Origin of the sequence: Gilliamella sp. GillExp13 (genome assembly GCF_001690815.1) — a bacterium.
In the GTDB taxonomy this organism is placed as follows: domain Bacteria; phylum Pseudomonadota; class Gammaproteobacteria; order Enterobacterales; family Orbaceae; genus Gilliamella; species Gilliamella bombi.
The window spans coordinates 1-18182 of the sequence record NZ_LZHJ01000077.1 but is presented as its reverse complement, the minus strand read 5'-3'; the positions used below and the strand labels follow the sequence as shown (position 1 = coordinate 18182).

General features: G+C 35.6%; 14 protein-coding genes, 1 tRNA gene, 1 pseudogene and 1 CRISPR repeat array. Of the genes and pseudogenes, 6 read left to right on the top strand and 10 right to left on the bottom strand.

Annotated elements, in window-relative coordinates; translation table 11 throughout:
* The coding region (locus A9G37_RS05530) for an IS30 family transposase (protein WP_141671081.1) at positions 1 to 268 on the top strand (268 nt) is incomplete at its 5' end.
* Between the two features lie 152 nt (positions 269 to 420).
* Here the strand turns inward: A9G37_RS05530 and recQ are convergent.
* On the bottom strand, positions 421 to 2250 hold the full coding sequence (gene recQ / locus A9G37_RS05525) for a DNA helicase RecQ (RefSeq protein ID WP_065574875.1): 1830 nt from the start codon (positions 2248 to 2250) through the stop codon (positions 421 to 423).
* A 281-nt stretch (positions 2251 to 2531) separates the two neighbouring features.
* Here recQ and A9G37_RS05520 point away from each other — a divergent pair.
* Positions 2532 to 2608, top strand: a tRNA-Val gene (locus tag A9G37_RS05520).
* 461 nt (positions 2609 to 3069) lie between these two features.
* On the top strand, positions 3070 to 4035 hold the full coding sequence (gene cysK, locus A9G37_RS05515) for a cysteine synthase A (RefSeq protein ID WP_065574874.1): 966 nt from the start codon (positions 3070 to 3072) through the stop codon (positions 4033 to 4035).
* A 94-nt stretch (positions 4036 to 4129) separates the two neighbouring features.
* Here the strand turns inward: cysK and ruvB are convergent, their stop codons facing one another.
* The 7 genes from ruvB to A9G37_RS05480 form a co-directional block, all read right to left on the bottom strand.
* Entirely contained in the window at positions 4130 to 5134 is a 1005-nt protein-coding gene (gene ruvB, locus A9G37_RS05510; RefSeq protein WP_065574873.1) for a Holliday junction branch migration DNA helicase RuvB, read from the bottom strand.
* A 13-nt stretch (positions 5135 to 5147) separates the two neighbouring features.
* Complete coding sequence (gene ruvA, locus A9G37_RS05505) at positions 5148 to 5756, bottom strand: Holliday junction branch migration protein RuvA (protein WP_065574872.1); 609 nt, start codon at positions 5754 to 5756, stop codon at positions 5148 to 5150.
* 182 nt (positions 5757 to 5938) lie between these two features.
* On the bottom strand, positions 5939 to 6277 hold the full coding sequence (locus A9G37_RS05500; protein WP_065574871.1) for a YbaB/EbfC family nucleoid-associated protein: 339 nt from the start codon (positions 6275 to 6277) through the stop codon (positions 5939 to 5941).
* 30 nt (positions 6278 to 6307) lie between these two features.
* Positions 6308 to 8515 (bottom strand): DNA polymerase III subunit gamma/tau, encoded by a 2208-nt coding sequence (gene dnaX, locus A9G37_RS05495; protein WP_065574878.1) that lies wholly within the window; start codon positions 8513 to 8515, stop codon positions 6308 to 6310.
* Positions 8516 to 8846: 331 nt separating this feature from the next.
* Complete coding sequence (locus A9G37_RS05490; protein ID WP_065574870.1) at positions 8847 to 9800, bottom strand: hypothetical protein; 954 nt, start codon at positions 9798 to 9800, stop codon at positions 8847 to 8849.
* Between the two features lie 784 nt (positions 9801 to 10584).
* Positions 10585 to 11092: direct repeats of the CRISPR family, unit length 28 nt; unit sequence ATAAAAGACCGCCTATGCGACGGTAAAC.
* A gap of 261 nt (positions 11093 to 11353) precedes the next feature.
* The gene (proP, locus tag A9G37_RS05485) at positions 11354 to 12859 is read right to left on the bottom strand and encodes a glycine betaine/L-proline transporter ProP (RefSeq protein ID WP_065574869.1); all 1506 of its coding nucleotides are present in this window, start codon (positions 12857 to 12859) and stop codon (positions 11354 to 11356) included.
* Positions 12860 to 13206: 347 nt separating this feature from the next.
* Positions 13207 to 14088, bottom strand: a complete 882-nt coding sequence (locus tag A9G37_RS05480; protein WP_065574877.1) for a DMT family transporter — start codon at positions 14086 to 14088, stop codon at positions 13207 to 13209.
* Between the two features lie 211 nt (positions 14089 to 14299).
* On the opposite strand from A9G37_RS05480, the gene ypfJ reads away from it, so the two are divergent.
* Both ypfJ and surE read left to right on the top strand, forming a co-directional pair.
* Positions 14300 to 15157 (top strand): KPN_02809 family neutral zinc metallopeptidase, encoded by an 858-nt coding sequence (gene ypfJ / locus A9G37_RS05475; RefSeq protein WP_065574868.1) that lies wholly within the window; start codon positions 14300 to 14302, stop codon positions 15155 to 15157.
* A gap of 9 nt (positions 15158 to 15166) precedes the next feature.
* Entirely contained in the window at positions 15167 to 15946 is a 780-nt protein-coding gene (surE, locus tag A9G37_RS05470; protein WP_065574867.1) for a 5'/3'-nucleotidase SurE, read from the top strand.
* Between the two features lie 103 nt (positions 15947 to 16049).
* Here surE and A9G37_RS05465 read toward each other — a convergent pair whose 3' ends face one another.
* The gene (locus A9G37_RS05465; RefSeq protein WP_065574866.1) at positions 16050 to 17258 is read right to left on the bottom strand and encodes an MFS transporter; all 1209 of its coding nucleotides are present in this window, start codon (positions 17256 to 17258) and stop codon (positions 16050 to 16052) included.
* A 280-nt stretch (positions 17259 to 17538) separates the two neighbouring features.
* A complete protein-coding gene (locus A9G37_RS12540; protein ID WP_141671080.1) occupies positions 17539 to 17823 on the bottom strand; it encodes a hypothetical protein in 285 nt (94 codons plus the stop codon).
* Between the two features lie 85 nt (positions 17824 to 17908).
* Between A9G37_RS12540 and A9G37_RS05460 the strand changes: the two are divergent.
* Positions 17909 to 18106: pseudogene (locus A9G37_RS05460) on the top strand (transposase); the annotation flags it as partial.
* Positions 18107 to 18182 lie beyond the last annotated feature (76 nt).

The following is an 18182-nucleotide window of genomic DNA, read 5'->3' as shown; positions in this document are numbered from 1 at the left end:
TCATCATGCTATTGAGCATTATTTAAATACTACCGTGTACTTTGCGGAGCCTTATAAAAGCTGGCAAAGAGGCACAAATGAAAACACCAATGGCTTAATACGTCAGTTTATACCTAAGTCAGCGGCCATTTCATTAGTTGACGACAAACAGATAAAGAAAATACAATATCTATTGAACACACGCCCAAGAAAACGGCATAAGTTTAAAAGCCCTGCCGATTTTTATTCTAAGGAGCTAAGAAGAATTGCACTTCATGGTGTAATCTAGGAATTATAAAATTAAAAAAAACAGTAGATTATTTATTAATTAGATACAGCAAGAAGGAAACAACACATGAAATGTAGCCATTTGGTATCTTTTGAAAATTACTAGAACCAAACGAGGTAAAAGCTCAAGAAGTATTTTTCAGTATAAAATTGTTATATATTTTTTATCATAAATTCATTTATTTCATCTAAAAACAAATTACCATATTTTTGCAACTTAATTTTACCCACACCAGTAACGTTAATTAACTGTTTTTTACTTTCAGGTTTAGTCTGAACCATCTCAAGCAATGTTGCATCACTAAAAACAATATAGGGCGGAATATCTTCAGCATCGGCAATACTTTTGCGTAATCTTTTTAGATTATTAAATAAAATACGTTCTTCGTAAGATAGAATTGTTGTTAAATTAATCGCTCTTGCATAGCGATTAATTCTGCTTTTCTTAACAATTTCTAAACGTGGTTTAGCTAATGATAATGATATTTCACCTCTAAGTATTAAACGCGCTTTTTGTGTTAACTGAAGCGTAGTAAAAGCAGATATATTTTGACTTAAATACCCCAAATAAACTAGCTGTCTAATAACACTTAGCCAATAATCTGATGAATGCTGCTTGCCAATGCCATAAACCGATAACTTATCATGACCATTTTCTTTAATTTGAGATCGCCCAGAACCACGTAACACGTCAATAATATATTGAGCACCATAATGCTGTTCTACACGATAAACACAAGATAAAACTTTTTGTGCATCAATTAAACCGTTATAAAGCTCTGGAGGATATAAACAAACATCGCAGTTATTACATGGTTCAGTCATCTCTTCACCAAAATAATTAAGCAACACAATGCGCCGACAAGTCAAACTTTGTGCAAAAGCCTCCATTGCATTGATCTTTTGTAATTCTATATCTTGATTTTGACCATTCCCTTTTTTAATAACTTGTTGCTGATACCAATTAAGATCTTTACTATTAAATAATAATAGAGCTTCAGCTGGTACACCATCACGACCTGCACGGCCTGTTTCTTGATAATAAGATTCAATCGTTCTTGGGCTATCAGCATGAACAACAAAACGCACATTAGGTTTGTTAATTCCCATACCAAATGCAACAGTAGCTACAATAATTTGCACATTATCTTTTATAAAATCTTCTTGGGCCTGTTGACGTTCATTATTAGTCAACCCAGCATGATAAGCCTTAACAGAAAATCCACGTGAAGCAAGCCTAGTTGTCATATCTTCAACTCTAGATCGGCTTGAACAATAAATAATTCCACTATTGCCTTTTTGCGTCTCAATAAAAGAAACAACTTGTTCAAGTTGATTAAATTTTTCAACAACTGTATAACGAATATTAGACCGATCAAAGCTTCTTACTACAACCAATGGGTTAACCAAATTAAGTTGATGAATAATATCTGTTTGTGTCATTTTGTCTGCTGTTGCAGTCAATGCAACAATAGGGACTTTAGGGAAACGAATAGAAAGTTGTCCTAATTGCCTATAATCAGGTCTAAAATCATGCCCCCATTGAGAGATGCAATGCGCCTCATCAATAGCTATTAATGAAGGAGGATACTCATCAATTAATGAAGAAAAAGAGTAAACACCCAATCTTTCAGGAGAAACGTATAATAATTTTATTGAATGACCCAAATATTGTTTGATAACTTTTTGTTGCTCTGTAGGTGATTGTGAGGCATTAAGATAGGCAGCAGCAATACCGTTAGCTAATAATTGATCGACCTGATCTTTCATCAAAGAAATTAAGGGTGAAACAACTATTGCTGTTCCCGGTAATAAAACTGCGGGAATTTGATAACATAAAGATTTTCCGCCCCCAGTTGGAATAATTGTTAAAGTATCACGACCATCAATAATAGATTCAATAATTTCTCTTTGTTGATTTCGAAACGACTTGTAACCAAAAACATTTTGTAAAACATCTTCAATATGATCTTTTATTGACATACTAACCTAAACATATAAAACCCAACTTGGGCTAGCGAGTATAGCTAAATTAAAGTAAACAAACCACCATCAATTTTTGAAAACCGGTAATTCAATCCGAAAAATAAAATGTTTTTTAAACGGTAACATTAAGTAATATCTATTGTAATTTTTAGAATTTATTACATATTACATTTATTTTATAATAAGTTTAGTTCAATAGACTAAAAAAACAGCTATTTTTTTATTTTTTTACTTGATACAAACCGATTTGACAGTTAATATTTGCTTGTTTCAAATATACGCCCGTAGCTCAGTTGGTTAGAGCATCACCTTGACATGGTGGGGGTCAGTGGTTCGAGTCCACCCGGGCGTACCATATTATTGTCTATTCAATTAGAATTCAGCTGTATTAATCCCTAACAATACCTCCTATTACTGATATGAGAAAAATAGTCAAAATAAACATCGTAAAAAATTACCTAACCTGTGGTAATTTATATTTGTTTTATTAATTTATTTTTAGTTTATGATAACAACGACCTTGTAAAACTGGTACTAGTTAGTGTAGTCAATCCAAATACTAAAGAATTTGTTGATTTAAAATCATATATTTATTGATAACATATTTTTTAACAAAAAATTCAATTTTTGAATCTTGGCGATTACTAACATTTATAAAAAACTCCTACAAACAAAGATTACCTTATAGCCCAAATGAATATCATTATAATAATTAATTAGTACCATCTTTTTAGGTAGTATTTATAATGATAAATATGATTAAGTAATTAGAGAGAGTTTCTCTTGAGCTAATTGAAACTAAATAAGGAATTTATTATGAGTAAGATTTTTGATGATAATTCACAAACTATTGGGTATACACCATTAGTCAGATTAAACCATTTTGGTAACGGTAATATTTTAGCCAAAGTTGAGTCTCGCAATCCAAGTTTTAGCGTCAAATGCCGCATTGCCTCGAACATGATTTGGGATGCTGAAAAGCGTGGTTTATTAACTACTCATGTTGAATTAATTGAACCAACAAGTGGTAATACTGGGATTGCACTTGCATCTGTAGCCGCTGCTCGAGGCTATAAACTAACGTTAACCATGCCTGAAAGCATGAGTATTGAACGCAGAAAACTACTAAAAGCCTTAGGAGCTAACTTAGTATTAACTGAAGCTGCTAAAGGTATGAAAGGCGCAATCGAAAAAGCAGAGGAAATGGTGGCAAGGGATCCTAAAAAGAACTTGATGCTACAACAATTTAGTAATCCTGCTAATCCAGAAATTCACGAAAAAACAACGGGTCCTGAAATTTGGCAAGATACCGATGGTAAAGTCGATATTTTTATTGCTGGAGTAGGAACGGGTGGTACATTTACAGGTGTAACACGTTATATCAAAAAAACGCAGGGTAAAAATATAACTGCTGTTGCCATTGAGCCAACCAACTCACCAGTAATCAGTCAAGCACTAGCAGGTGAACCAATTAAGCCGGGACCTCACAAAATTCAAGGTATTGGAGCTGGTTTTATTCCTGCAAATCTTGATTTAAGTTTAATTGATGTGGTGGAAAAAGTATCAAATGAAGAAGCGATCAAAACAGCCCGTAATTTGATGGAAAAAGAAGGTATTTTAGCAGGAATTTCATCTGGTGCCGCCGTTTATGCTGCCGATCGATTAGCAAAATTACCAGAAAATACTAATAAAACTATTGTAGTCATTTTACCTTCTTCTGGTGAACGCTACTTAAGTACTGACTTATTTAGTGGCATGTTTACTGAAAAAGAGCTCGGTTAAATTCCAAATAGAATTAAACTTGATTAATAAAAAAGCGTGGCTAAGCAAATAGCCACGCTTTTTGTTGACATAAACTATGTATAATTTTAACTGTTCAATTATCCTGAATTATCCCAAAATGACGATAAGCATGTGGTGTTGCAATTCTACCACGTGGCGTTCTTTGAATATAACCTTGCTGAATTAAAAAAGGTTCAAGTACATCTTCGATCGTTTCACGCTCTTCACCAATTGCCGCGGCAATGTTATCTAAACCAACAGGGCCACCCATAAATTTTTCTATAATGGCCAGTAATAATTTGCGATCCATATAATCAAAACCTTCATTATCAACATCAAGCATATCTAGCGCTTGAATAGCAATTTTTTTGTCGATAACACCTTTTGATTTTACATCGGCATAATCGCGCACTCGGCGCAAAAGTCGATTTGCAATTCGGGGGGTACCGCGTGAACGTTGGGCAATTAAATGCGCACCTTCGTCTGACAGATCCATGCCCAAAAATTTAGCGCTACGGCTAACAATATATTCCAAATCCTCAACCCGATAAAACTCAAGCCGTTGCACAATACCAAAACGATCTCGCAATGGCGAAGTTAACGATCCTGCACGGGTTGTTGCACCAACTAATGTAAAGGGGGGAAGATCAATTTTGATTGAACGTGCTGCAGGTCCTTCACCAATCATAATATCTAATTGATAATCTTCCATGGCTGGATATAAAATTTCTTCAACCACAGGTGAGAGCCGATGAATCTCATCAATAAACAGCACATCATTTGGTTCTAGATTTGTCAGCATAGCGGCTAAGTCGCCAGCTTTTTCTAAAACAGGGCCTGATGTAGTGCGTAAATTAACATTCATTTCGTTTGCGACAATATTAGCCAATGTAGTTTTTCCAAGCCCTGGAGGACCAAAAATAAGCACATGATCAAGTGCATCACTGCGCTGTTTAGCGGCTTGAATAAATATCTTCATTTGCTCACGAACTTGCGGTTGACCAATGTATTCGTCTAAATATTTTGGACGAATTGCACGATCTAATGATTCTTCTTCTTTTTGCGCTTGTGGTGCAATCAAACGATCCGCTTCAATCATAATAAATCTCTATTTACAATGCCGATTTTAAGGCTTCACGAATCAGCGTTTCGCAATTCATATCAGGATTAATTACTTTATTAATAATACGGCTGGCTTCTTGTGGTTTATAACCTAATGCAATTAAAGCTGAAACAGCCTCACTTTCAATTTGGTTAGCTGATTTTTGAACACTATCTAAATCAGAAACCAAGCTAACATTTGATGATTGCTCACCAAAATGTTTAAGGCGATCTTTCATCTCAACAATTAATCGTTGTGCAGTTTTATTACCTACTCCAGGCAATTTAACTAGTGTTTTAATTTCACCTTGTTCAACAGCACTAATAAATTGTGCTGCTGACATGCCCGATAGAATGGCTAACGCCAGCTTAGGACCAACTCCATTAACTTTAATAAGTTCTCGAAACAACTCACGCTCTTGTTCTTGATTAAAACCATACAGGATTTGGGCATCTTCACGCACGGAAAAATGTGTTAACACAATGACCTCTCGTCCATTTTCGGGTAATTCATAAAAACAGGTCATCGGCATAAACACATCGTAACCGATGCCACCAACTTCTATCAGGACTTTAGGAGGTTGCTTTTCAATAATGGTACCACGTAAACGACCAATCACAATATATCCTTAATAATAAAGCATAACAAATAAGCAAATAATAAGGTGTAGTTTACCCGATAGCAAAAAAATAATAAAGAAAAACTGTATAAATAGACAGGCAATAACAAAAACAATATTGCCGATTTGATACTCAAAGTCGGCAATGTAAAAAGTTTAACTCACCGAATTAATGCGTTAACTTAAAACGGCATTTTAAAACCAGGTGGTAATTGCATGCCGCCAGTAACCTGAGCCATTCTTTCCTTTTGTGCTCCATCTAAACGGCGAGCAGCATCATTATAAGCCGCAGCAATAAGATCTTCTAACATCTCTTTATCATCATCAGCCATAAGCGATGGATCAATTTCAACGCGCTTACAACTATGAGTACCATTAATAGTGACTTTAACTAAGCCAGCACCTGATTCACCAGTAACTTCTAATTTAGCGATCTCCTCTTGTGCTTGTTGCATTTTAGTTTGCATTTGTTGGGCTTGTTTCATTAAATTGCCCAAACCACCTTTTCCACCTGAAAACATAATAATTCCTCATTAAAAATATAGTCCGCATTATACAGGACAAATACTGGATTCATCAATCTTAGCATCAAAATATCGACAAATTGTAGCCACTTTTGAATCTTTGGCAATGGCTATCTTCGCCTGCGCTAGTTTTTCTTGGTATAACTCTTCGCGCATTTCAACTGGTGTTTTATAATTTGCATCATCAATAATAATATCTACATCAAGCTCTTGGTTACGATGTTTGCATAACGCTTTTTTTACCTTGATCACATTCGATACCGAATTAATTAAATGCTTAACGGTTGAACGCAAATGCAACACAATCGTACTACTATCTACTTGTTCAAAAGCTGAATTAACTACGATTTGCTTAATTAACGGTGGTAAATCTAATTGCTCGATCTCGGCACACCAGGCATCTTTTTGCGCCATTTCGGTAATTAATTTCTTAGTCATTTCAGGAGTTTTATCACCATTTAGTGACTCACGAAAAGCCTTAGTATCGACCACTAGATCTTCCTTCATTGCAACTAAACCGCTAGCTTGCCATCGATAATTTTCAGCAGTAATTTCTTCTTTACTATTGCCGTTATCGCTGTTATCGATATCGTTTACTGACACAACGTTCTGTTTAATTCGTGTTAATGATTTATTTATTATTAAATTTTGTGGTTGATTTTCATCAACCGATTCAGACTTTTTTGGATTCTGTTCTTTTTTCAACAGCTGCATACGCATTTCTAAAATGCTTTTAGTCACCGACGACACATCATCAGGAATTGTTAGATCCGCCGTTGCTGGTTTGGCTTTAGATGTTGGCGCTGTTTTTGAAGACAAAACGGTTAAATCATTTAAATCGTGGCGCTGACTTTGCTCATTTGTTAATGACGAACTTACCATAGGTTGTGGTGTATTCTGTTCGATATGATTAACTGGCTGGCTTACTGTTGCAAATATAGGATCAGATTGCTGAATTCGAGATCGTTTTTTAGTTTGATTTACAGCCTGATTATTAACTTCTGCTTGCCTTGATACATTCGCATGCATTACTGATTGTGATTGCAATTGGGTATTAGGAGGTTCTTTAGTTTGCTTTTGAGTTTGTGGCAGATTATTGCCTTGAACAGATGCAAAACTAGCCATAACTGGTGGTGTAACAACATCAACTACTTTTGGTATAAAAGCCAAAGCGCGTAAAAGGCTCATCTCGACACCAATTTTTTTATCAGGCGAAAAAGAAAGCTCTTTACGACCCATTAGCAAAATTTGATAAAACAACTGCACATCGTTAGGCGCCATATATTGTGCTAAAAAACGTATGCGCTCCTCATTATCAGTATAATCACCCAAAGCAGTTGGCACTATTTGTAATAACGCAATTTGATGCAATAAGGTAATGGTTTCGGCTAACAGATTATCCCAATCAGCGCCTTGTATAGCAGCTGCTTCAATTTGTTGCATTAAAGCATTACCATCACTATTATGTAATGCTTCAACAATTGCAAAAGGAACCGACTTATCAAGTGAACCAAGCATAACCGACACTGATTCTGCATCGACCTTACCATTACCAAGAGCAATCGCTTGATCGGTTAAGCTAAGCGCATCACGCATACTACCATTAGCTGCTTTAGCTAATAACCCAATGCCTTTGGGATCGCTACTGATTTGCTCTAATTTCAAAATATGTTCAAGTTGCTGACCTATTAATGTTGTATCTAATACATTTAAATGCAAATGCAAACAACGTGATAAAATCGTTATAGGTAATTTTTGCGGATCTGTAGTTGCCAATAAAAACTTAACATGCTCAGGGGGTTCCTCAAGTGTTTTAAGAAGTGCATTAAAGCTACTGCGCGATAACATATGCACTTCATCAATCAAATAAACCTTAAAGCGCCCTTTAGTTGGTAAATATTGGATGTTATCAAGTATTTCACGAGTGTCTTCAACCTTAGTACGAGATGCGGCATCAATTTCAAGTAAATCAACAAAACGACCTTGTTCAATATCACGACAATTATCACAAACTCCACATGGTGTAGCAGTAATGCCTGTTTCGCAATTCAGTCCTTTTGCTAACAAACGCGCAATTGACGTTTTACCTACTCCTCGAGTACCTGAAAACAAATAAGCATGATGAACTCGCCCTAGCGAAAGGGCATTAGACAAAATTTTAAGGACATGTTGCTGCCCCACCACCTCAGAAAATGATTTTGGTCGCCATTTGCGTGCCAGAACTTGATAACTCATAATCATCATAACTCATTGCCATTAAATTTGGTTCTAATCATATCATAAACTGGCAAAATAGTCTTGATACAGTCAATAATCGATGCAATATTAATCAACAAAATTTAGCTTGAGAAAAACCTAAATTTTCTATAAAAAAATAGAAGAGTAATAGTGCTAACCTAAACATACCTAACAAATTGTAAAAGGGAACATATAAGAAAGCACAACAAAAAAAAGAGCGTATTTCTAAACCGCCTACTCGGAGGTGAACAATTTTATGATAGTTAAAGTATTAAAATAGAAGTTTCTAAATATTTGCCTCGGCGAACCAAGGACTAAGAAATAAGGACTAACGTTTAAAGTCTGAGACGCAAATAAAACGACCCAAGTACTCACCGTTGGGCCTCCAGATGCTACCATCTCTCGCGTCGACAGCTCCTCTCCTGTCAGTTTGCTCCGTCCAGTACGTCAAGGCTTTAAACCGGGCATTGTCGTAGTGCATGTAGCCCCACTCGCTAAAAAAGCCTTCACCAATATAACGCACGTAACCTGGTAAGCCTGCATGTGAAGGTCTTCTCTTGTGTTTTGTTGCACCTTCGTTAGTTAAATCCCTGAACCTTGGCGCCTTGTAGCCTGCCTGCTTACACCAGTCTGCAGTTACTCCAGTATATTTTCTTGTTCTCCCCAGGTCGACGAACCACTGCTTCAACACAAATCCATATTTTACTACCTCATCACCAGTACTAATATGTCTACCCACTAACTCAAACGTCTGCGGTAACCTTGGCTTAAATACTGGGGCAACTGTCCAAAAACTATGCACAGTTGTTGCAAATGGACCAGTTAACTTAACACGGGCGACAACTTTTCCCCTATCTTCTTTAGGAATCCACCTATCATTAGCTACAACATTTGTCACTGTTGCAGTAATTCTCTCATGCGTGACCTGTTTCCATGTCAATTCTTCTACATCTATTCCTGTAATGACTAAATCAAAATATAAACCATTCCCACCTGTAGTTGGAAAATTTTGGTCGTAAGATGATGGATTTGTTGACTGAACTAAGAAGCCCTTATTAGGACGCCACATGAAAGCTGGGCCTGCATGGTTGTTGTGACCATACTCTACATTAGGTCTTACATAATTGATAGCTGCCGACAATTCTGGAAATATTGAAGGTAAAATTATTGCATCACTACGATTACCCGCTCTAGCCTTTTTACCATTCGCCTGTACATTCCATGAAGATGATAATAATAACAGCGCTAATACTAGCAAAGCTGTTTTAGGTGATTTGAGCAATAATTTCGATAATTCGTTGAGAGATAATTTCGAAGATATAAATAAGTTTTGTGCAAAAATTCGTCGAATAAGTTTATTTGATAAATTTAAGAAATACGTTTGCCAGGCCTTGTGCCTTGTGCCTTGTGCCTTGTGCCTTGTGCCTTGTGCCTTGTGCCTTGTGCCTTGTGCCTTAAATGATAATGCATTATTTTGCCAGTCCTTGTGCTTTAAATGATAATGAATTACAGCTCAAATGTCAAGTAAATCAATTATTTACTTTAATTTTTATGTTTGTTTGATTGTTTAATAATCTATTCCTTTAGAGAGTTAAAGTATAACCATTTTAAAAAAACTTGACTAGTTTTTTTTATGCAATTTTTTAATTAGCATATAGTGTTAGGTTTTGTAAGTCTTAACTTTTGTGGAAATAATAAATATTGGTGATAACTTCTAAACCAAGGAATTAGTGAGTTACCTAACAACCGACGCTTTAGCTGCAAAATGTGCTCAATTTATATCCTCATTCCCCATGGTTCTCACCTCGACAAAGCTATCTTAACTTTGCTTTGATGTTCAAATTTATGTTCCAAACAAAGTACAAACTTGCAAATATCTTTGTTTGACACACTAACCTCACTTAGTTATTGGCACATTCTAAGCGTCATGAAAAATGAACATATAAACCTTACCATGTTATAAGATGTATTTCTCCCACAAAATTATTTAAATATAGCATTGATTTTGTTTAACTCTTTATTTTTTATTAAAATCAAACAGTTATACAAAAATTTCTATTTTTTATATAAAAGACCGCCTATGCGACGGTAAACTAATAAAACAATCAATTGATGGGGGGATGCTTATAAAAGACCGCCTATGCGACGGTAAACGATATGTTTACGAAAGAGCTCGGAAGAGCTAAATAAAAGACCGCCTATGCGACGGTAAACCATTTTTACCAGCAATTGGATTAATTGTATCGATAAAAGACCGCCTATGCGACGGTAAACGGGGCTTGCTCCAGCGTTTTCGATTGTGGGGTATAAAAGACCGCCTATGCGACGGTAAACAGCCTTATCAAATTTGCTAGCGGGTAAGTCTTATAAAAGACCGCCTATGCGACGGTAAACAGCCTTATCAAATTTGCTAGCGGGTAAGTCTTATAAAAGACCGCCTATGCGACGGTAAACATTTAATTTTAAAAAATCAAGGCGGATAACATATAAAAGACCGCCTATGCGACGGTAAACAGGATTTAGATGATGTCTATCACTATTTAAATATAAAAGACCGCCTATGCGACGGTAAACTAGAAACCAACATACTATAAACCTTGCCTAGCAAAAGGCAAATAGGATTTCTGTTTTCAAAAAACCTTTTTTGTAACTATTTTATAATGCTTTGTTTTTATTTACTTTAATTTATTAATAAAAAAAAGGGTTGGCAGCGTTTTAGCTATTTCTATAATGGATTAATTTTATCGCTAAAAATTACTCAGATAGCATATTGATTTTATTTAATTAAGGTTTTATATGTTAAATAAAACATACAAAACCTAAAAAATAACAAGATCAATCTAACTTAGGATGCTGATCGACTAAATTCTGACGCTGTTGTTGTAATGTTTCGATCTGCTGTTCTATATCTTCGACTCTTTGTTCTATTGAGTCAAAGTGATCCGATAATATTTCTTTTGCCTCTGACTTGTCTGATGCTGCGGGCGTTGCTCCGCGGAGTGGGCGGTTTGCAGTTTCTATCATTTTTATGCCTGTAAGTAAACCCACTAATGCCACAACCATTAAATAATAAGCTGGCATGTATAAATTATTACTTTCTTCAACCAGCCAAGCCGCCACCGTTGGAGTAGCACCAGCAACTAATACTGAGATATTAAATGATATAGCTAGAGCACTGTAACGAATACTAGTCGGAAAGATAGCCGGTAAAATTGAGGCCATAACACCAGTAAAACAGTTAAGTAATACAGCTAAAATCAATAATCCTAAAAAAATAAGACCTATAATATCACTGTTGATCATAACAAATGACGGATAAGCAAGAATTAATAAACCTAAACTTCCCCCAATAATGAACGGCCTGCGACCTATTTTATCGCTAATAAAACCAATCAATGGTTGAACAAATAACATACCTAACATGATAGCAATAATAATTAGTACGCCATGATCTGTATCGTAATTTAAGTTATGAGATAAATAACTAGGCATATAGGTAAGCAACATATAATAAGTCACATTAGTAACAATCACTAACCCTACACAGACTAATAGGCTTTTCCAATATTTGATAAAGATCTGTTTGAAAGTCATTTTAGGTTGATTGGAAATATGATCGCGAACATTTTGATCCATCAAATCGGTATGCTGTTGAAATGCAGGTGTTTCATCTAGTGCATGACGTAAGTAAAGCCCAATTAGTCCTAGCGGTAAAGCAAATAAAAATGGAATTCTCCAGCCCCAATCATGAAATGCAACTTTGCCAAGAATACTAGATAAAAGCACGACTAAACCTGCGCCAACTAAAAAACCAGCAATCGAACCAAAATCTAACCAACTCCCCATAAAACCACGTTTGCGATCTGGCGAATATTCGGCAACAAATATAGCCGCACCAGAATATTCTCCTCCTATTGAAAACCCTTGCGCAAATTTAGCTAGCAATAATAATATTGGCGCAACAATACCAATTGAGGCATAAGAAGGAATTAAACCAATACAAAAAGTGCTTAACGACATAATAATGATAGTTATTGATAATACTTTTTGGCGTCCAAATTTATCACCAAGGATCCCAAACACTAAACCACCTAAGGGCCGAACTAAAAATGGTACGGAAAACGTAGCGAGTGCGGCAACCATTTGAACACTAGGGGATGCATCAGGGAAAAAGACTTGCCCTAAAACATAAGCTAAAAAGCCATATACACCGAAATCAAACCACTCCATCGCATTACCTAGTGCTGCTGCGGTAATGGCTTTTTTTAACTTGCTATCATCAATTATAGTAATATCGTTGATGTTTAATGGTTTATTTTTGGACTTTCTTGTTTTTTTCATAAAATACCGCCTGTTTACATACAAATAATAAAAAGGAATGATGCAACAAGGTAAACGGTTACCTTTTAATACACAAAGAACAATACTTTTTAGATTACACTTTGAAAAAGTGTTTATCAGTTAATTAAAATTGAAGCAAAATACAGCAAAGATAAAAAAAGAGGATAATAAAAAAGCAAAAACTAATGTTTTATTGTTTGTTTTAATTTCTACTAAATAACAACAAAATAATTCCTTTTTGTGAAAAAAGAATGCTAATTATAGCAAAATAACCTCATTTTGTAAAATTTTCTTGATTTTTAAGTTAATACTAAAGCTATTTTAAAAACGGCTGTTTGCATTATTAACTATTTCCGTGAACAAAAATAGATCCCAATAACTATTAGTACTATCGACACAATATGAAAATACGCAACTGGCGTATGTAAAAATAGAATACTGAAAATTCCTGCTGACAAAGGGATAATATGTGTATAGATTTGCCCACGTGTTGCACCAATATCGATAATACCTTTATTCCAAAATAAATAAGATAACCAAGACGCAAAAATAGCAATATATAATAAGCCAAGCAAAAAACTTGTTGAGGTATAATGCGCTAGGTTGGAAACTGGGTAAAAATAAAAATACACTAACGCAACAGGAAGTAACATGACCGAACCTAACACGGCACTAACAGTCACAAAAGCATTGCCAGATATAGATTTATCTTTTAACCGTATAAATGCGCTATAACAAGCCCAGCTCATTGCTGATGCCATTGCCCATAAATCCCCTTTATTAATATTACTCAACTCACTTAAATTGGTTAGATTTCCTTGTAAAATCAAATAAATCACACCAATTGTACTAAATAGCACGCCTAAAATATTATTTTTTGAAATCGTATCATTAAACAATAATTTATTCATAACCAATACCATACATGGTGTTGCAGAAAGATAAATTGATGCATTAAGCGATGAGGTATATTGCAATCCAACATAAAGTGTTAATGGAAACAAAATCTGCCCAAAAATGGCTAACAAACAAATGGGACCAATCGATTTTCTAATTTTGGATAAGTCATTACGAACTTGATGTTGATATAAACACAATAATAACAGCGCAGTAATAACCCAACGACCTTCAGATATTACCATAGGATCGGCTTGAGTAACTAAAACACGCCCAACAACATAATTACCACCCCAAAAGCAAGCCGCCAAAGTAAGAAATAAATATGGCATAACAATACCCAAACATTAGTATGAAGATATAATGGTATGATTTCCATTATATACCTAAAAAAAGCAAGAAATAACTAATTTTTCAAACAAATACTTTACCTATTTTTGTACGGTTAATTTGTCCAATTTATAACTACGCTAATAACTTAATCTAGAATACTTATTCGTTATCCATTAAAATAATTAAACTAAAACTGACAAGGTAATTCCTATGCGCTGGAGAGACCAACGAGAGAGCGATAATATTGAAGATCGTCGCTCACAATCAGGAAGTGAAATAGGAACAAAACTTCCAATTGGTGGTAAAGGTAAGGTTGTTTTATTTATTGTAGTGTTAATTGCTGGCTATTATGGTGTTGATTTAACTGGCTTGCTAGATTCAACACTAATTGATACAAACAGCACCGAACAAAATACTAATCAATATTCAATTGATGATGAAGATGCCGTCAAATTTACGTCTATCATTTTAGCGAGTACTGAAGATTATTGGCATCAAGAATTTCAACGTTTAGGTAAAACCTATACTCCCCCTAAGCTAGTACTTTATAACGGCTCTACAAGAACATCTTGTGGTACTGGTCAAACCTTTATGGGACCATTTTATTGTAGTATTGACAAAACTGTCTATCTAGATATGTCTTTCTATCAAGAGATGAAACAGCGACTTGGTGGTGGTGGCGACTTTGCTCAAGGTTATGTAATTGCGCATGAAGTTGGTCATCATGTCCAAAATTTGCTAGGCACATTTAGCCACGTTGAACAATTAAAAAAAGGTCAGTCCACAATCACAAATAACCAATTGTCGGTTAAATTAGAACTCCAAGCCGATTGTTTTGCTGGCATGTGGGGCAATGCAATGCAACAGCAAAATCGGCTGGATGAAGGTGATATTGAACAAGCTTTAAACACCGCAAAAGCCATTGGTGATGATCGCTTGCAACAACAAAGTGAAGGTTATGTTGTGCCTGATAGTTTTACCCATGGTACATCTAAGCAACGTTATACTTGGTTTAAACGTGGATTTGATAGCGGTGCAATTAACGAATGTAATACATTTGCTCAATAAGGAAATAATATGTTAAAAAAGTTAGTTAATCGCGTTTTACTCGTCAATGATGATGGCTTTGATGCACCAGGCATTAAACTATTGCAAGAAGTGGCAAAAAAGATAGCTCACGAGGTTTGGGTAGTTGCACCAGCCATAGATCAAAGTGGAGTATCTTGTTCAGTGAGCTTAAAAACGCCATTTAGAGTTGTTCAACGTGGAAAACAAGAATTTGCCGTTTATGGCACGCCTGCCGATTGCTCACTATTTGCAATTAAATATTTGATGGCTAACAACCTACCCGATCTAGTACTATCTGGAATTAATAATGGTTCAAATGTAGGATTTGAAACAGTGTTATCTGGCACGGTTGGTGCGGCAATGATGGCTATGGCTTTGGGCATTCCTGCAATTGCATTGAGTCAATTAACCAGTGAAGATAACCAGCCAACTGACTGGAGTTGTGCTAAACATCACGCTCAAACAGTTATTGCTAAATTACTTTCGTTACCATCTGCGCAAAATATTTGTTTTAACGTTAATTTTCCTGCATGTACAGCACAACAAATTAAAGGTTTGAAAATAACAAAACAAGGCGATAGCGATGTAAGTCGTTTTATGGTGATACCAACACAAGATCCCGAAGGTAATGATTACTTTTGGTTTAGAGCAAAACGCAATTTACAAATACTTGATGACAATAAAGAACTTGATGCCGCTAATGCCAACTTTATTGCTATTACGCCATTGGGTTATGAAAGGACCGATTATGCCTTTTATGAAAAACTATTAAACACATCTAATCTTTAATTGTTTCAGTAATTTGTCTTTCTAACTATTAAGAAGACAAATTACACTTAATTATCTATTTACTATTGATTTTGTTATTAATTATCTAACTATTCATCTACTTTCAGCCCACGTTAGTTTTTACATCTTTCACCAACGTACAGAATAACAATGATATCGCAACCATAACTAACGCAATCCAATAGATAACCTCATGTCCATAGGCTTCTGATACAAATCCTTGCAACATTCCAGCTATAATTATGCTGAAAATAATACCATTATTAAATAAAGTAGAAGCCACGCCCATTCGGGTAGGCAATAAATCCTGAAAATAGATAATACCAATGTTAGCTACAATACCAATAAATAGAGCATTAAAGAGTTGTAATGCTAATAAGGCGCATTCACCAGTACAAAAAATCATACCAAGATAAAAAATCAAACCGCAAACGATCGCAATAAAAAACAGATTTCGTTTACCTAAATGTGGCACTAAATATCCAGCGATGAGCATAACTGGAATTTCGATACCAGCAGCAAGTCCCATCAATACACCTGGCAATGAATCTGAAAGATGTAATACAACATCAACATAAATTGGCATATCAATAATATACATCATATTTGCTGTCCACATAAATACCGTAGATAGCAATAAACAAAGCACATTTCTATTCTTCCAAAGTGGTTGATTTGCCGCTTGTAACTCTGCTTCGTTATTTAGTTGTGAGGTGGGATTTTTTTCAACCGAAGGTAAAAAAATAGCAACAAACAGCATCGCGACCATAAACATGCACATGCCCGTTAAATACATTGCCGTAAAACCAAAATTAATAGCTAAGCCAAAAGAAATTGGTGGGCCAAATACCCAAGCAAGCGAAAGTTGAGCTCGAATAAGTGAATTAAATGCCACAACATTACGCCCAGTTTTAACGGCATATTCGCGTGCTAAAGCAAAAATTTGTGGCATAGCAGCAGACGATAACGCTGCAAACAAAACACCCAGCGTAATTAACACCAAATAATGACGTGTAAACGCAAAAGTAATGCTATTAGCAATGCCCATTAAACAGCAAAATATAACAATATAACGCCTATCGCCCTTTTTATCGGAATATTTAGCTAATAGAAAGCTACCCACAATACTGGCTAAAGCATTAACAGAAAAAAAAAGTCCAACTAGCCGTGAATTAACATTAACTTCAAAAGTTAAAAATCGACTTAAAGTAGGAGATTGTAAAGCACCAGCAATACCGACAATAAAAGTTGTGACTAGAAATGCGACAAAAATAGTGCTTTGCTTTTGGCGAAAAGAAGATACATTAGCCATAATAATACACAATAGATGAATTTACGTTAATTATATACATAAAATCAGCATAAACGTAAAAAAATCAAGGCTAAAATAAAGTTGATTAATTTTTTTCTGATTTATTACGGATAAAATCAACATTTAACTACTTATTGGCGAACCATAAATTTGCAAGGCTCGCAGGCTTTGCCTGCTCAGCGCCCCAACTTACGCGGGGGCTTTATTCTTTGTTATATTATCCTCTCAAGCACCGTAACCACCTTCCGCGCCCTAAGGATTAAGAACTAAACGCTAAAAGCTAAGGTGCGGTGCAAAGGACATAGGCGAAGCCGTCGGGACTATCGCCGATGTAGGAGAAGCCGTAGTGCGACTCGACAAGGATAGCGATATCTGTCGTGTTGCTCGTCCAGTAGCCGTTGAAGACGAAGCCCGCATCAGTGTAGTAGTGCATGCTGCCCCACTCCGTGAAAAAGCCAGCGCCTATGTTACGCTGGTAATGATTACCTGATGAACTAGGTGCTGCACCTAAATTATCATAGTTTGAATTGGTTAAATCTCTTACTCCTGAAAGACGATAGCCCAAACTGTTACACCATGTGTAACTATCCCCTAAAATAGTACAGCAAAAAAGTAGAAAATTCTCTATGATAAAAGTAAAAGGGGATTTAATGATGAAAAAAATGACTGAACATCAAATCGTCGCTATTTTAAAAGAAGCTGAAGCAGGTATTCCTGTCAAGGAACTCTGCCGTAAATATGGCATGGGTAATTCAACTTTTTATAAATGGCGGGAAAAATACGGCGGAATGGAAACTTCGGATATCAAACGCTTAAAAGAGCTGGAGGCTGAAAACCGTAAGCTTAAATAGATGTTTGCTGAGCTGAGCTTAAAATCACAGCTTCAGGAAGAAATCATAAAAAAGCTTTAGTGCCCACAAAGGC

Coding starts and splice junctions, on each gene's coding strand:
- recQ (WP_065574875.1), bottom strand. CDS start 2,250: ATGTCAATAAAAGATCATATTGAAGATGTTTTACAAAATGTTTTTGGT.
- cysK (WP_065574874.1), top strand. CDS start 3,070: ATGAGTAAGATTTTTGATGATAATTCACAAACTATTGGGTATACACCA.
- ruvB (WP_065574873.1), bottom strand. CDS start 5,134: ATGATTGAAGCGGATCGTTTGATTGCACCACAAGCGCAAAAAGAAGAA.
- A9G37_RS05500 (WP_065574871.1), bottom strand. CDS start 6,277: ATGTTTTCAGGTGGAAAAGGTGGTTTGGGCAATTTAATGAAACAAGCC.
- dnaX (WP_065574878.1), bottom strand. CDS start 8,515: ATGAGTTATCAAGTTCTGGCACGCAAATGGCGACCAAAATCATTTTCT.
- proP (WP_065574869.1), bottom strand. CDS start 12,859: ATGAAAAAAACAAGAAAGTCCAAAAATAAACCATTAAACATCAACGAT.
- A9G37_RS05480 (WP_065574877.1), bottom strand. CDS start 14,088: ATGCCATATTTATTTCTTACTTTGGCGGCTTGCTTTTGGGGTGGTAAT.
- ypfJ (WP_065574868.1), top strand. CDS start 14,300: ATGCGCTGGAGAGACCAACGAGAGAGCGATAATATTGAAGATCGTCGC.
- surE (WP_065574867.1), top strand. CDS start 15,167: ATGTTAAAAAAGTTAGTTAATCGCGTTTTACTCGTCAATGATGATGGC.
- A9G37_RS05465 (WP_065574866.1), bottom strand. CDS start 17,258: ATGGCTAATGTATCTTCTTTTCGCCAAAAGCAAAGCACTATTTTTGTC.